Here is a 15,525-nt window from a genome sequence, read left to right on the forward strand (position 1 = left end):
TCTATAAACATTCGAAATCCGCTGATTTACTGCGTAAATCGCTGCTTTCTCATGTTTGGCGGGTCCCAAGTTCAAAAACCTTATCATGCAAGCATGAACGGCTTTTTGACCTTTTGACCCTGGCATCATAAATTTATAAAACTTACCGGGATAGCTCTGCCTGCAGATGATACAGCGCTCCCAGCATACCTGCGTTATTCTGGTAGGCGGCCATGCAGACGGTGGTGTGTTTCCAGATCTGGGGAACCAGATATTTTTCCAGGGCAGCCTCGATCCGGGGCTTCATGTAAGCTTCCTGCTCCATGATTCCGCCGCCGAGGATGATTCGCTCCGGGTTGATCACAAAACAGATGTTGGCAATTCCCATGCCGAGAAGGTCTGCCAGTCGGTCCAATTCCTCCTGGCAGATGGGATCGCCGGCCTTCGCCGCCTCAAAGATGCGGAAACCATCCCACACCTCTGCCTTTTTCCGCTCAGTCACGCGGCGAACCAATACACTTGTAGCCGCTTCGTCCTGGAAAGCTCCAGTCGCCAGATGCATATAGCCCACCTCGCAGGCGCTGTTTGACGCCCCGTGGAAGACCTTTCCATCCACCACGAGGCAGCCGCCGATGCCGGTTCCCACGGTGAGACATAGGTTGATCCTACTTCCTTTTCCTGCGCCGGAGATGCTTTCCGCCAGACCGGCACAGTTTACGTCATTTTCCACGGCGCAGGGAAGGTGAAAGTGCTCTTCCATATAAACCTTGTAGCTGATGCCCGCATAGCCGGGAATTGCGTCGGAGGCGTGCAGAATCGTCCCGGTCGCCGGGTCCACCATGCCTGCTGTAGAGATGGCAATACCTGAAATTTTGCCTGTATGATCCTGCATCTCAACTGCTATCTCATCCGCTTCTGAAAGGTCCGTTTCCACCTGTGTCTGCCGAATAAAATCTGATTCCGAGTGTTTTTCAGTGTCTGGTCTTTCGTCAAGGCTGACAGGAAAGGGTTCTTCTCTGTCTACTCTCAAAAAGTCTGTTTCCTTTTCGCTTATAGCAGAAGTCTTCTTTTTCTCCAGATACCCTTCCACCAACTCCACTGCCTGCTCAAAAACCGCCTGCCCGCCTTCTTTTGCCCGGGTGGGAATTTTCCCTTTAATCAGGATCTCGCCGGTTTCTGTGAGAAGGCCGTGTTTGATATAGGTTCCGCCAATATCCAGGCAGATGTATGTTTTCGCGCTGCTCATCGGATAAAGTTTTCCATGGCCTTGTCGATGAGCTCTGCTGCATGGTCGATGACCGCCTGATCCTCCGGAATCACGCCTGCCTGGGGTTTCCGTACGCCGCCGATATCGATGCCCTCACGTTTTTTCAGAACCTCTTTGATGATCGCATACATGCTTCCGTAACCGGCACAGAGAGCAGAAATGATCTCATCCACCGCATACTGGATCGGGGTGGCTTTCTCAGCTTCACCGGCGCGGATGTACTCGTCCATTTTCAGGAAAAGCTCCGACATTACGCCGTAGGTTCCGCCGATACCGCCGTCGGCTCCCATAAGCCGTCCACCCACAAACTGCTCATCCGGTCCGTTAAAGACAATGCTGTCCTCGCCGCCAAGAGCCTTGAAAATCTGGATATCCTGCACCGGCATGGAGGAATTTTTCACACCGATGACATTTGGATTTTCCCGCATTTTTTTGAAAAGGGAGGGACTTAAAGCCACACCGGCCAGCTGCGGAATGTTGTAAATCACGAAATCCGTATGGGGAGCTGCCGCACTGATGTCATTCCAGTAATCGGCAATCGCATGATCCGGCAGATGGAAATAGATCGGCGGAATGGCTGCAATAGCATCCACGCCCAGTTTTTCTGCATGGGCTGCCAGCTCCACGCTGTCCTTCGTGTTGTTGCAGGCCACATGGGCAATGATGGTCAGCTTGCCGCCGACAGCCTTCATCACATGCTCCAGAACTTTTTTCCGGTCCTCCACGCTCTGGTAGATGCACTCGCCGGAAGAACCGTTGACATAGAGGCCTTTTACCCCTTTTTTCAGAAAATGAAGCGCCAGAGCTTCCGTTCTCTCTGCGCTGATCTCTCCGTCCTCGTCATAGCAGGCATAAAATGCCGGAATTACACCTCTGTATTTCTCCAGATCTCTCATACTGTCGTCTCCTTTTCCACAGAATTTACGGCCTCTGCATAGCCTTTTGTAATCAGCTGCGGGCGGGTAATGCTGCTTCCCACCACAACTGCATAAGAACCAAGTTCGATGACTCGTTTTGCTTTTTCCGGGGAGTTCACATTTCCTTCTGCGATCACCGGATGTTTCACTTTTTTCAGGATCGTCCGTAAAATCTCGAAATCATTTTCTTCGATCTTAAGGCCTTTGCTCTGGGGAGTATAGCCCACCATCGTCGTTCCAATGAAATCAAAGCCCAGCTCGTCGGCAAAAAGTGCTTCCTCGATGGTCGAGCAGTCCGCCATCAGCTTCTGCTCCGGATATTTTTCCTTAATCTGATGGAAAAAGTCCGCCAGCGTCACATTTCCAGGGCGCAGGGCTCCGGTGGCATCGATGGCAACGATCTCCGGCTTCACCTCCATCAGCTCCTCGATCTCCTTCATCGTCGGCGTGATGTAAACCGCGCTGTCCGGATAGTCGCGTTTCACGATGCCGATGATCGGAAGGCCGGTCACTTCCTGAATTTCTTTGATGTCCTCTTTCGTGTTGGCCCGGATTCCAGCGGCTCCGCCCTCTTTTGCCGCTCTCGCCATTCTCCCCATGATAAAGGATGAATGAAGAGGCTCCTGCGGCAGCGCCTGACAGGAAACGATGAGCTGGCCTTTCAGCGCCTTAATTCTGTCTTCTGTTCTCATGTGCTCCTCCTTTATTCAATATTTGTTGTCTTCATTATACAACAGCTGACCGGTTTCTCTTTGCACGATCGGCCCGACTTTTTATACATGAAAAAACGCCGGCCATCCGAAGATAAACCGGCGTAAAGATAGCTGTTTATTTTTTCGGTGTTACACGGAAGGTACGGATCTCGTAAGGACGCACGGTCACTTTGAGCTCTCCGGTCTGCTCTTCACCCTCCGGATTTTCACACAGATTAGTCTCCTGCCAGGATGCCACCGGGAAGCCAAATTTCAGCGTTACCGGTCCGCGCATGCCCTCATACTCGTGGAAGCGGACGATGAGATCATCGGAATCCTCCGCCTTCTTCACACAGTCGATGGCCACATGATCGGTGTCGGCCTTGCAAAATGCGCTCTCGACATCAAGGGTTCCTGCCACGGCCCAGAGCGGATTGTTAAGGCCCCATGCACTTTTTTGTACGCCGGACTCCTGCCAGCTGCCGCTGTGGGGGTAAAGGGCATAGGTAAAGTCATGGCTTCCCTGATCTGCCGCGTAATCCGGATAGATTCCGCATTTAATCAGTGACATGCCAAGGATGTGACCTCTGGCGCTGTAGCCGTATTTGCAGTCGTTCATCAGGCTGACGCCATAGCCGGTCTCGGAATAATCGGCCCACTGATGGGCAACGGTCTCAAATTTTGCCATATCCCAGCTGGTGTTCTCGTAGGTCGGCCGTTTCACATTTCCGTACTGAATATCAAAAGTGGCCTCGCTGGTGCGGATATCAAGCGGGAAGAGCACCCGTAAGAGCTGCTGATGCTCATGCCAGTCCGCATGGGTCACAAAATCGATCCGGCGATCGTCATTGTAGAGGCGGATCTCCTGAGAAATCACGGAATCCTCGTAATTCCAGGTCATTTTCACCGTTGTCATCAGGGAAGATTTTTCCACGGAAACTTCCTTGAGATCCTCCACCTCGTAGCCTTTTTCCTGATAATAAATATCAATATCCCAGGCATCGAAGTTCATCGGGCGGTCTTCGTAAACCACGAGACGGTTTCCGGTCTCGCCTGCCTTTAAGATCTCACGGTCGTTTTCCTTGTCAAAAATAGAGGTCATGCGGCCGCTCTCATCCCAGGTGATGTGATAGAACGGTGTGTCGATCTCTCCGATCCAGTCCGCTTTAGAAAAGCTCTCAGCGCCGGTTCCCTCTTTGAAAGTCAGAGTCGTAAAGCCAGTGGGCTCCACGCCGGAAACCTTCACAAGCCAGCCGTTTTCCGTCCGGACCGCGGGGAGCTCTTTGCCGTCAGCGGAGAGCCAGCTTCCCTCTTTGTCCTCGAAGCCTTTTACCGTCACGATGCCTTCACCTGCAAAGCTGCTGTTGTTCACAACGGTCACGGTAGAAGCTGCGTCTCTGGTCAGAACCTTCAGGGCATTTTTCTCGATGGCGTCCAGAATCTCGTTGGCTTTCCGGTACTCCTCGGTGGAATCCTCGTATACTTCATGGATGGAGGAACCGGGGATGATGTCGTGGAACTGGTTTCTGAGGGCGATTTTCCAGGCCTCGTGGAAGTCTTTTACCGGATAGGAAGAGAAATCGCCGGTCTTTACAGCAGCCTCGCTGGCCAGCCACTCAGCCTCCCGCAGCTTCAGCTCGGTTTTCCGGTTATTTTTCTTATTGCGGGCCTGGGAGGTGTAGGTGCCTCTGTGGTACTCCAGATAAAGTTCGCCGTCCCAGGTGGGCACATGGCGGTCGGTTGCTGCAACGGTCTTCTGGAGATTCTCAAAGTAATCGTAAGCGGTTCCCGGGGTTACGCGTGGAAGACCCGGCATTGCTTTCAGATGACGGCCCATCTCCAGCATGTCACGGTTGACTCCGCCACCTCCGTCTCCGTTTCCGTAAGCCAGAAGCAGATCCTGGTTGATCTCTTTGTCATGGTAGAGATCCCACTCGCCCTTGACCGATACGGGATCGATGACGCCGTTATAGGTGTAGCCGCCGTTGTCGGAAATGGCAGGTGTGCTCATGAAATGAGTCAGCACCTCGGAGCCGTCCACGCCGATCCAGCGGAAGGTATCGTGAGGCATATGGTTGTACTGGTTCCAGCTGATCTTGATCGTCATGAAATTGTCGATGCCGGAACGCTTCAGGATCTGGGGCAGGGCCCAGCTGTAGCCGAACACATCCGGAAGCCAGAGCACGTTGGAGGTCGCGCCGAATTCTTCCTTGAAGAAACGCTGGCCGTTCAGGATCTGACGCACCAAAGCCTCACCGGAAGAAATGTTACAGTCGGCCTCAACCCACATGGCGCCGTTGGGCTCCCAGTTGCCGGATTTCACAGTCTTCTGAATCCGCTCGTAGATGTCCGGATAGTCGGTCTTGATGTAATCGTAAAGCTGGGGCTGGGACTGGATAAAAGTAAATTCCGGGTACTGCTCCATCAGGGTACACATCGTAGAGAAGGTGCGGGCAGCCTTTTCTCTGGTGTGCTTCAGCTGCCAGAGCCAGGCCACGTCGATATGGGAATGGCCCACAGTATGAACGGTCACAGGGCTGGTGTAGGAAATTTTGGAAACCTCCTCGTTCCAGACAGCCAGAGCTTTTTTCAGGGATTCATAAAAAGCCTCGGAACCCGGCTTTCTCCAGTCGATGGCGAGATGCGCCCGGTCGATGGCGGTCAGAAGCTCTCTTCTCACGGAATCATTTTCATCCAGAACCCGCACAGTCTCAACGGCCGCCCGGCTGCTGTAGTAAAAATCATCTGCAGTCTCGTCCAGAATCGCGATCTCTGCCTGTTTGAACTGGTGCGTCTGCGGTGTGGGCACGCCGCCGCCCTCCAGACCTGCCCAGAGACGAATGGCAAGCTCCACTTTGGTTCCGGCAAGCTCAGTCGGGAAGATCACTTCCTCATGATAGGAACCGGTCTCGCAGTAGGGGGAGCCGTTGACATAGATCAGGCCTTCAAAGCCGGAGTTCAATCCGTCGCCGGTTTTTCCCATATTAAAAAGGCCGGCAATCTTCTTTCCTGCCCATTCTGCCGGGATTTCTACGATCTGACGAATCCACATATAGGTGCCTCTTCCAGTCCAGAAATCACCTTTTTTCAGAGTTCCGGTGTAAACGACGCTCTCCGGACGTTTTCCCACCGGCTCCTCCTCCGGTGTACTTGCGTCAAATGCCGGAATCTCAATCCGCTCTCTGTAGCGGAGATCTTTCAGCTTCTTCGTGCTTCTTTCCAGTTTTTCCAGTGTAAAAAACATGCATGTATCCTCCTTTTCTGCCGATCTGACGGCTTATTGTAAAACTGGTTTTTCTTGGTTTCATTATAAAATGCGGTATTTAACATGTCAATATATGTTTTTCGAGGAATATAGTATATAATTTTTCTAAAAACAATATCATTTATTGCAATCGTGTGTTTTTCCACTTGCATTGTGTTGATATATATAGTATACTTTTTTCATAAAAATTATTTGCTTTACCAGGAGTCAGTGTTTTTTTACGGAGGATAGTATTTATGGATGAACCTTTATATCTGAAAATATATCAGTCTCTCAAGCAGGATATCGAGAACGGCGTCTATAAGCCCGGCGATCAGGTGCCGACGGAGGGCGGACTGGCGGACCTTTTTCATGTGAGTAAGATCACGAGCAAGCGGGCGCTGAACATGCTGGCCGAGGAAGGGCTTCTATCCCGGCAGAAGGGCCGCGGAACCTTTGTAAGTCACAAGACTTCCACTCCGGCAGTCAGTAATTTCGCCAAAGCTTCTTCTTTTTCCGGTGATTTTCTTCCCCGGATCGGACTGATCTATCCGGAAATGAACGGACATTTCGGTCTTGAGACCGTCACCGCCATCGCCGATGCCTGCCACGGAAAAGCTCATCTTTTCTTCGCTCTGTCTCATGACGATCAAAAACGGGAGGAGGAGGCAATTCTCAGCATGAGCTCCGCTCCTGTGGACGGCCTCATTGTTTTTCCCGGAACCTCCCAGTTTCTGAATCCCCGGCTGCTCCAGATGGTCATCGACAAATATCCGCTGGTCCTCATCGACCAGAACATCCAGATCATCCAGCAGACCTCCGTTGGCACAGACAACGCGCTGGCTGTCTCCCAGGGACTTTCCTATATCAGTTCCCAGGGGCACAAAAATGTGGGAATCCTTCTTCCGACCATCGATAACAGTGTGCTCCAGGAGCGGTGCGATGCCGTTTTCCAGTACAGCGCCATCACCGGCTTCCCGTTAAAGCAGGAGCTCTGGCTGAAAGATCTGGGCCATTCTTCAGAGATCGTCTCCGAGGAAAGCATCGACCGGATCGCCCTTCACCTCACGGAGCACCCGGAGATCACCGCTCTGTTCGCCTTTCAGTACCCTCTGGCTGTGGCAGCGGATCAGGCAGCCCGGCGGATCGGCCGCACCACAGGAAAGGATCTCTCCATCCTCTGCTTTGACTCTCCTCTGCCTCTTTTTGGCAGACCGCAGTTTACCCATCTTCACCAGGATGAGGCTGCGATCGGTGAGAAGGCTGTGGAGCTTCTTCTGGAGCTGATCTCTCATCCCGTCCAGGCGCCCCAGAATGTCAAAATTCCGGCAAAGCTGGTGGAAGGCGAGTCGTTTTTCACCTTATAATTTAGTTTTAAAAGTGGCTGGCGCTTTCGATAAGCTGTGCCAGCCACTTCTCTTTCTATTTACGGATTACTGCAAACAACTGGGCAATCGCCGCGGAACAACCCCAGGGCATATAGAAGGTATCCTGCGTCTTTTCACCCCAAAGAGTCCACATCAGACCTTTTGCATTCTGATTCTTCCAGGCGTTTTCCGCATTCAGCTCCATCCATTCCCGGTATTGTTCCTGGCCGCCTTCGTTTACCAGCTTTCCAAGCCATCTTGCCAGAATGCCTTTGAAGCCCGGCAGATCATTCCCATCTGCTTCTGTGTTTATCACTCCATCGTGAAACATTTCATGCATCGTATAATCAGCTGCAAGAATCGCCTCATCCAGATACTTCTGTTCTCCGGTCAACTCCCACAAAAACTGCGACGCTCCGATAAAGGTTCCCTGATTATAGGTAGAGCACCAGGTATTGATCTTTCCATCGCTCTCGATGTTATCAGAAACTGCTCCGTTCCCTTGGCAGAGCGTATCTAACTGCCACTGATAAATCTGCTTCGCCTTCTCCAGATAATTCTCTTCCTTCGTTATCCGATACAGAAGGCAGCCGGCGATCGCTGCCGGACCGTTGATGCAGGCGTTTTTGCAGGTCTGGTCCGTTTTCCACAAAAGGCCGCCTCCCAGATCATCATTCCAGGCTCGGTCAAACACCAGCTTAAAATGATGTTCTGCCTGTTCTTTATAAAAAGTTTCGCCGGTCAGCTCATAAGCCCGGGCACAGCCGATCGTCATCCACATAATGTCATCATTGAAATCATTATCCGACCAGTCTTCTCCGTAGCTTTTTACAAAGCCGCGGTACATCTGCGCCATCAGATCCTTGTATTTTTCTTCCCCAGTTTTCTCGTAGGCATCCACTGCAATCTCAAACATTTCTGCCCTTGTCCAGAAAAATTCACCGACAATCTCACCTCTGTCGTTATCCTCATCGACTACATAAAATCGATCCAGAAAACTCTGCATTGCTTTTTCTGCCTCTTCTACACGCATGTCTGTTTCCTGACCTCCTTCCGTTTCTTTTCCAAATACTGGCATTGCTGTCATTCCTGTGCCGCTCACCGCGATCACTGCCGCCGCTGCCGCACACAGGATTCGTTTTCTTATTTTAGTCGAAAATATCCGCATCCGCGATCACCCCTGCCGTTTCATCCAGGTGTAAGGTTTTCAGTTCAAAAGGCTTCAGAGAAATCTTTTTCGTTATCCCAAGCGCAGGAATGGAAAGTATTCCTTCGCTTTCTTTATTCGCCGTTTCAAACACACGAATCGTGTAGCCCTCGCCGCTTTCCGCCCTCTTGCAGGCAGAAACGAGAATCGCCGGATTATCGATGGTCATAAACGAACCTGCTTTTTTGCCGGTTCCCGACGCGCTGAAGGCAAACGCATAGGGTTCTTCGTTATAGACCTGTGCCTTCTGATCCAGAACTGCTTCCAGTTCTTCCGTCTTTCCGGCTTCCACTTTGAATGAGAAAAGGCGCTCTCCCTGTTCCATCCGCACCGTATGGCGTTTCTCCCTCAGAGTCCGTTCAAAATCACCATCTGCTGCGGAATAACCGGCAGAATGTAAAAGTGTCAGGCCAATGGTGCCATCCTTTTCACTGCTTCCATGGCTGCCTTTGTTCAGCACGCTGAACATCCGGCCGTCCTCTGTCAATGCATTCCATTTCTGTGCAACCACTTCCGCTCCATTCTGCCGGAGGGTGTCATGACCGAACATCACCTGGCCCTGATACTGGCCTTTTTCCAGCAGCGTCGGAATCTCCATTTTCAGAACGGTATCATTTTCATTCCAGTATACACCAACTTCTACATCAAAGGAGGTTCCCTCTTTCGGCAGCACATAGCGCTGATAAGCTTTGCTGTTATGCCAGCCGAACAAAGCTTCCACCACTGTACGAACCGCTCCGTCTTCAATCACCCTCACGGAAGGAACCACCTGATCCATCAGACCAGAAAATTCACTTCCCTCATGTGGGGTCAGCAGAGTAAATTCTCTTCTGCAATGAGTTTCATCGGTCCAGAGTCCCCAGGAATTATAGGTTCCGTCCATAGCTGTCAGCTGAAAGCTTCCCGGCTTTAAGTATTCTTTTCCATCTACCTGGTAAGAATCCATCAATCCTGTGGATGTATTGATCACTACACGCATTCTCTCATTTTCAAACACAAAGGCATCCTTCGCTATGATCGGTTCAAAAACAGGTCTTTTCGCAATGGTTTCAAAGAACACATCCACGCGATTGATACAGGAAGGCTGAAGTTCCGCCTCGATCACAACTTTCTTTCGCCAGTCGATGCAGAAATGGCTGGATTCCATTTCGCTCTGGGTCGGTACTTCTTTCCCATTGCAGTAGGCCTTCGGATAATAAAATACATTTTCCCAGTTCTGCTTCGGCAGACCAACCTCAAAGGTAAACTGTCCTTTAATCGGATAAGGATGCGGATTATAGATAAACGCACAGGAGCTTCCATCGAGGATTTTTTCCTCTCCGGCTGTCAGAGCAATTGCCGCCTTCAGTTTTTCCCTTGAAAGGATTTCCAGCCCATAATCCAGCAGGCGCAAGGTATCTTCCTCTACCAGCTGGGTGCCTGAGCCCGGAAGGGCATCATGAAACTCTGCAAAGAGCAATGCTTTTTCTGCTTCCTCAAATGCCTGTTTCGGATAATTCTTTCCCTGTAAAAGAGAGGCTGCACTTGCCATTTTCTCTGCGGAATAGAGCTCGTTTTCCAGAAGTCTGTGCTTCTGTTTTACCCGAATCTGAGAGGTATAGCAGCCCTCCGCCACCGGATTGAGGCTCCGCTCCACAACCGGAAGTTTTGGTGCGGCTTCCTTTAACTCCTTAAAAAAGGTTTCCGTATTGGAATGCAGAATCACATAGTCTTCTTTCTTTTCCTCAATCAGCGCTGTCAGATCCTTCAGATCATCCCTGGACGGGCCGCCTCCGTGATCGCCCACACCCCAGAGGAAAAGAGAAACCGGCTCTTCTTTCGTCTCTTCCAGGAATTTATTCAGTTCCTCCGCCGCATGACCGTAAACGGAATTGTAGTTTTCATCCGAGCGGTGAACGATGACCTCCGATCCGTTAAAGCCTTTCCATAAATAGTTCTGTTCTGGGAAATCAAAGTTGTCCTTTGCCGGTCTGCATACCACATAGGAATCATAGCCTGCCTGATTTAAAATCTGCACCAGACCGCGGGAATGGCCGAAGGAATCAAAATTAATGGCCGTATGTGGCTGCACGCCAAATTCTTTCAGAAAGAACTTTCTTCCCTCTGCCATATTGCGGATCATCGATTCGCCGGAGGGCATATTACAGTCGGGCTGAAGGTACCAGCCTCCCATGATATACCATTTTCCTTCCTTTACCTTCTGCTGAATCCGTTCAAACAGATCCGGTTCATTTTCTTTTACCCACTGATACAGAATCGCTTCATTATGATTAAAAGCAAAGCCCGGAAACTCATCGGTAAAACCTTCCGCCACCCGGAAAGTAGACAGTGCCTCCGTACAGCCCTCCTGCCATCTCCAAAGCCATACCGGGTCCAGATGGGCATTGCAGATCAAGTGAATTTTTCTCATTTTTGCTCCGTTCCTTTCAGTCCTCTTTCACTAATTTTGCTGCCATTTCCAGTACCATCACACCGCTCAAATGCTGTGCCAGATCAATTTCTCCCGCAGAGACACTTCTCCAGTCTCCGCCGACCAATCCATCCTCGCGCATGGCTTTGGAAACCGCATCCGCATTCTTAAGGATGATCTTTTTCAGATCGTCACAGTCATCAGCTGCTGTAACCAGCTCGTATAAATAGCGGAAATAGATTCCCCGGAAAAGACCGCAGTCATCCTTGCCTTCATAATTGAAAATTCCGTCCTCACCGGCAAGTTCCACTACCGCCCTGCGTGCGATCTTTTCAGCCAGTTCCAGCTGTTCCTTCTCCCCGGTAATCCGGTAATACTCCAGAGCAGCACCGAGCATCACACCCTGACAATAGGTAAATTTCCATTCCTTATCGATCTTTCCGTCGCCTTCCCGGTTCATGCCGTCCCAGACAAAACAAGTCTCAGGATCCATCAGCTGGTCTCTGTTCCAGGTGAAGATTTTCTCTCCCCATTCCAGATCTTCTTTCTTTCCAAAACGCTGATAGAGCCGGAAGGCAATGATCGCTGCCGGAGCATTGGCCGGTGTATTTTTGTAATCGAGCTGATCTTTTTTCCAGGCCATTCCACCGCCGCAGGCATCATTCCATGCAGTCTTGATGTCCTCCCAGACAAAAAGCGCCTGTTTCTTGTATTCTTCGTCCTTTGTCGCATCCCAGGCCCGAAGAAGCGCCAGTGTCATCCACTCCATGTCATCGTACCAGTTATGCAGAAGCGTATTGCCATTTTCCCGATAAGTACCTGCATATTCTTTGCGAAAGCGCTCCAGATATTCCCCTTCCGGTTTTCTCAGGTATCCGTCCAGCAGCGCATCCAGTGCATGGGCATGCCACCAGTAAATCCAGTTTTCCTCTTCCCGGACGGGCATGTGATTTACCATTACTCCCGTTTTTTCGTCAAAAAAACAATTCCATAAGCCTTCCTGTGCTTTCTCGCAGGCTGATTCATAGATATTCATGTTTTCTGTCCTTTCCTGGTTTTAAAAAAAGCCTGCTGACTTCTGTCAGCAGACTTTTTCCACCATTGCATGTTTACTGCTGTGCAGCCTCTGCTAAAATGCTGTCGCCCTGTGACTGTGCGTTTGCCAAAGCTTCTTCTGCGCTGATCTCGCCTGCTACATATTTCTGCAGCTGAGGAATCAGTGCCAGACCTTCTACGTCAGAATAGCCCAGTACTTTGGAACGGATTCCGGCATAGGTATAAGCCTCTGTAAATACTTCAAAAACGTCATCGTCTGCGAAGTAAGGATCTTCTGCTGCAGCCTTGTTTGCCGGCATATTTCCGCTGATCTTGCAGAACTCTACACCGTTCTCCGGCTGTGTGGTCCACCATTTGATGAACTCCCAGGCTTCGTCTGCATGTTTTGCTTTGTTCGGGATTGCCAGACCAAAACCACCCATCATTGCGTGCATATCGCCAGAGGGGCCTTTCGGCTGTCCGATTACACCAAAGTTCAGGCCAGCTTCTTTGTACTGTTCCAGAACCCAGGGACCATTGAAGGTCATTGCCACTTTACCTGCTTTGAAGCCATCTCCGCCCAGGCCATCCTCGAAACCGAGCTGGTATACTTTATCTTCATTGAGCAGTTTGTTCCAGTACTCTAATACGGTAAGACCTGCCTCAGAATTGAAGGCGGTTGTCGGCGGGTTTGTGGTATCGTCGATCATCTGGCCGCCTGCCTGTGCGATCCAGTTATTGAACAAGCCTACGTCTTTCATGGAGAAACCGGACTGCTCCAGAACATTGCCATCCCATTTTGTCAGCTTCACAGCTGCCTCTTCCAGGCTGTTCCAGTCGGTGATGGAAACCGGATCTACGCCTGCCTCTTCCAGGAGATCCTTGTTGTAGAAAATGATTCGGGTATCAACTGTCAGCGGAATACCATATAAGTTATCGCCGGACCTGAGCTCGTCTACTGCCGGCTCATAAAACTGATCCAGGTCGATGCTGTCTTTCTCCACATAATCATCGAGTGCCATCAGTGCTCCCTTGGGGGCATATACGCTTGTATTAAAACGGTCCCAAAGCACGATATCCGGTACCTCATCGGAAGCGATGGCGGTCAGGAGCTTCTGCTCCATGGAATCCTGTGCCATGTAAGTAACGTGAATCTTATCCTGGGAATTGTTAAAGCCTTCCAGCTGTTTCTCCAGCTGTCCGATCTGGTCTCCTGCCCAGCCTCCCCACATGGTCAGTTCTACAGTTTCCTCATCTGCCAGCGCAGTTACGCCGCTGCCTGCCATCAGGCTCAGTACCGTTGCGGCTGCCATAACCAATGCTACGCTCTTTCTTCTCATAATCTGTTTCCTCCTTTTTTTAAAAACTTCTGTACTTATCATCAGGCTTTCGCCGAACGATCTTTGATAAAAAATCCTGCCCGAAAGGCTGTCAATCCTTGCTTCCTGAGAAAGCAATACCCTGAATGTAATATTTCTGTGCAAACAGGAAAAGTAATAAGGTCGGTAAAACGGAAATCACGGTGCCGGCCATCAGCGGGCCGTACTGTGTGTTGTACTGATACTGGAAGGTAGAAAGTCCCACCTGAATCGTCATCATATCCCTTGAGTTCAGAACGATCATCGGCCACATAAAGCTGTTCCATCCGCTCTGGAAGGTCATGATTCCAAGGGTGACTGCTGCGGGAAGAATCAGCGGCAGGTAAATGTTCCAGAAGATCCTAAACTCGCTGCATCCATCCACTCTGGCCGCCTCCGCCAGTTCATCCGGAAGCGTTTCAAAAAACTGTTTCATAAAGAAGACTGCATAGGCTCCTACTGCACCCGGCAGAATAATAGCCGCATAGTGGTTGATCAGTCCTTGACCGCCCTGTCCGAAGATATTGTTTCCGCCTACCAGCGGGAAGTTTTTCAGAACCAGGAACTGCGGAATCATCGTGATCACTCCGGGAATCATCATGGAGGACAGAAGCAGGCTGAAGGTGACTTTTCTGCCTCTGAATTTTAATTTTGCGAAGGAATAACCAGCCAGCGCTCCCAGAAATACATTGGTCAGCACTCCCATTCCTGCCAGATAAAAGGAGTTCAGGAAATATCTTCCAAAAGGAATTACGTCAAAGGCTTTCTTATAGTTCTGCAGAGAAAAATTCTCCGAGAACAAAGCCAGGGATTTGGAGTAAATTTCCATCTCCGGTTTAAACGAGGTTGCGATCATCCACAAGAACGGATAGACCGTGATCAGAGAAATGAAGATCGCTCCTATGTACCAGAATACGCTTCTTACTTTTTTTGCTTTTTTCATTCCCATAATGCTCTGCCTCCTGTCAGATATCCGCTTTGTTGATCTTGGTATTTATGACTGTCATCAGTAAAATAATCGCAAACAGAACCAGTGAAATACTGGACGCATATCCCATATTCAGATTTTTGAAGCCGTTGTTGTAAATGTAGTAAACCAATGTGATCGTCGCATTTCCAGGGCCGCCCTTCGTAAGAACAAAGGCCTGGTCGAATACCTGGAAGGTACCGATAATAAGCATCGTAGATACCAGAAAAGTTGTTTTGGTGATGGAAGGCATCGTGATCCGGGTGAACATCTGCCAGCGGTTCGCACCCTCGATCTTCGCCGCCTCATAATAGACCGGGGAAATTCCCTTGAGTCCTGCGAGGAAGATCATCATGTTTCCGCCAAAGCCGGCCCAGAGGCTCATCATAACAATGGAGATCATCGCCAGTCTGGAATTGTAAAGCCATGCCTGATTCGGAATGCCGAAGATTCTTAAGATGCCATTCAGAAGACCAAGCTGCGGATTCAGAATCCAGAACCACAGGGTTGCCGTCGCAACCGTGGAAGAAAGCACCGGCAGATAAAACAAGGTCCGGAATAATCCGACAAATTTCTGATCCGCATTCAGGAACAGGGCTGCTCCCAGGGAAATCAGAAGTCCCAGCGGTACATATAAGATGGTATAAACACAGGTGTTTTTCAGTGCAATCCAGAAAAATTCATCATGGATCAGCTTCTTGAAGTTCGCCAGTCCCACGAAGGAAGGAGGATTGATGACATCGTACTTTGTGAAGCTCATTCCGATGGCCATGATCATCGGGATCAACGTAAACATCAAAAACAAAATTACCGGCGGTGCCACAAACAGCCGTCCCATCCGATCCTGCTTGCCAATTACCTGTTCCGCTTCTTTTCTCTTTTTTCCCTTTCTCATTCTTCTTCCCCTTTCCGGTTTGTTTATGTTGTATATATTATTTATATCATTTATTTTATGATCTTGATTTTTTGAAGTTTTCAGGTTCTTCCTCTCGTTTTCTCCACATTATCTTGTTAATATGCCCATATATTATCAATCTTTTTGTAGTATGTCAAGCATTTTTTACATAAACATATGTATTATA

Annotated in this window: 11 protein-coding genes; 1 reads left to right on the plus strand and 10 read right to left on the minus strand. The window is 49.9% G+C overall.

Annotated elements, in window-relative coordinates; all coding sequences use genetic code 11:
- Window positions 1–142: 142 nt before the first annotated feature.
- The 4 genes from LKD71_RS12200 to LKD71_RS12215 form a co-directional block, all read right to left on the minus strand.
- Window positions 143–1,225: an ROK family protein gene (locus tag LKD71_RS12200; RefSeq protein ID WP_227615620.1), complete on the minus strand. Its 1,083-nt coding sequence runs from the start codon at window positions 1,223–1,225 to the stop codon at window positions 143–145.
- The gene (locus LKD71_RS12205; protein ID WP_227615621.1) at window positions 1,222–2,142 is read right to left on the minus strand and encodes a dihydrodipicolinate synthase family protein; all 921 of its coding nucleotides are present in this window, start codon (window positions 2,140–2,142) and stop codon (window positions 1,222–1,224) included. The genes LKD71_RS12200 and LKD71_RS12205 overlap by 4 nt, the downstream gene beginning before the upstream one ends.
- Window positions 2,139–2,855 (minus strand): N-acetylmannosamine-6-phosphate 2-epimerase, encoded by a 717-nt coding sequence (locus LKD71_RS12210; protein ID WP_227615622.1) that lies wholly within the window; start codon window positions 2,853–2,855, stop codon window positions 2,139–2,141. The genes LKD71_RS12205 and LKD71_RS12210 overlap by 4 nt, the downstream gene beginning before the upstream one ends.
- Window positions 2,856–2,991: 136 nt before the next feature.
- A complete protein-coding gene (locus LKD71_RS12215; RefSeq protein ID WP_227615623.1) occupies window positions 2,992–6,099 on the minus strand; it encodes an alpha-mannosidase in 3,108 nt (1,035 codons plus the stop codon).
- A gap of 257 nt (window positions 6,100–6,356) precedes the next feature.
- Between LKD71_RS12215 and LKD71_RS12220 the strand changes: the two genes are divergently transcribed.
- Complete coding sequence (locus LKD71_RS12220; protein WP_227615624.1) at window positions 6,357–7,466, plus strand: GntR family transcriptional regulator; 1,110 nt, start codon at window positions 6,357–6,359, stop codon at window positions 7,464–7,466.
- Between the two features lie 55 nt (window positions 7,467–7,521).
- On the opposite strand, the gene LKD71_RS12225 is transcribed toward LKD71_RS12220, so the two are convergent.
- The 6 genes from LKD71_RS12225 to LKD71_RS12250 all read right to left on the minus strand — a co-directional run bounded on the left by LKD71_RS12225 (window position 7,522) and on the right by LKD71_RS12250 (window position 15,338).
- Window positions 7,522–8,634, minus strand: a complete 1,113-nt coding sequence (locus LKD71_RS12225) for a glycoside hydrolase family 76 protein (RefSeq protein ID WP_227615625.1) — start codon at window positions 8,632–8,634, stop codon at window positions 7,522–7,524.
- Window positions 8,615–11,083: a glycoside hydrolase family 38 N-terminal domain-containing protein gene (locus tag LKD71_RS12230; RefSeq protein WP_227615626.1), complete on the minus strand. Its 2,469-nt coding sequence runs from the start codon at window positions 11,081–11,083 to the stop codon at window positions 8,615–8,617. The genes LKD71_RS12225 and LKD71_RS12230 overlap by 20 nt, the downstream gene beginning before the upstream one ends.
- Window positions 11,084–11,099: 16 nt before the next feature.
- Window positions 11,100–12,119: a glycoside hydrolase family 76 protein gene (locus LKD71_RS12235; RefSeq protein WP_227615627.1), complete on the minus strand. Its 1,020-nt coding sequence runs from the start codon at window positions 12,117–12,119 to the stop codon at window positions 11,100–11,102.
- Window positions 12,120–12,192: 73 nt separating this feature from the next.
- On the minus strand, window positions 12,193–13,458 hold the full coding sequence (locus LKD71_RS12240; protein WP_227615628.1) for an ABC transporter substrate-binding protein: 1,266 nt from the start codon (window positions 13,456–13,458) through the stop codon (window positions 12,193–12,195).
- 91 nt (window positions 13,459–13,549) lie between these two features.
- Window positions 13,550–14,425: a carbohydrate ABC transporter permease gene (locus LKD71_RS12245; RefSeq protein ID WP_227615629.1), complete on the minus strand. Its 876-nt coding sequence runs from the start codon at window positions 14,423–14,425 to the stop codon at window positions 13,550–13,552.
- Window positions 14,426–14,441: 16 nt separating this feature from the next.
- A complete protein-coding gene (locus LKD71_RS12250; protein WP_227615630.1) occupies window positions 14,442–15,338 on the minus strand; it encodes a carbohydrate ABC transporter permease in 897 nt (298 codons plus the stop codon).
- Between the last annotated feature and the right edge of the window lie 187 nt (window positions 15,339–15,525).

Origin of the sequence: Fusicatenibacter faecihominis (assembly GCF_020686945.1) — a bacterium.
Classification (GTDB): Bacteria; Bacillota; Clostridia; order Lachnospirales; family Lachnospiraceae; genus Limivivens; species Limivivens faecihominis.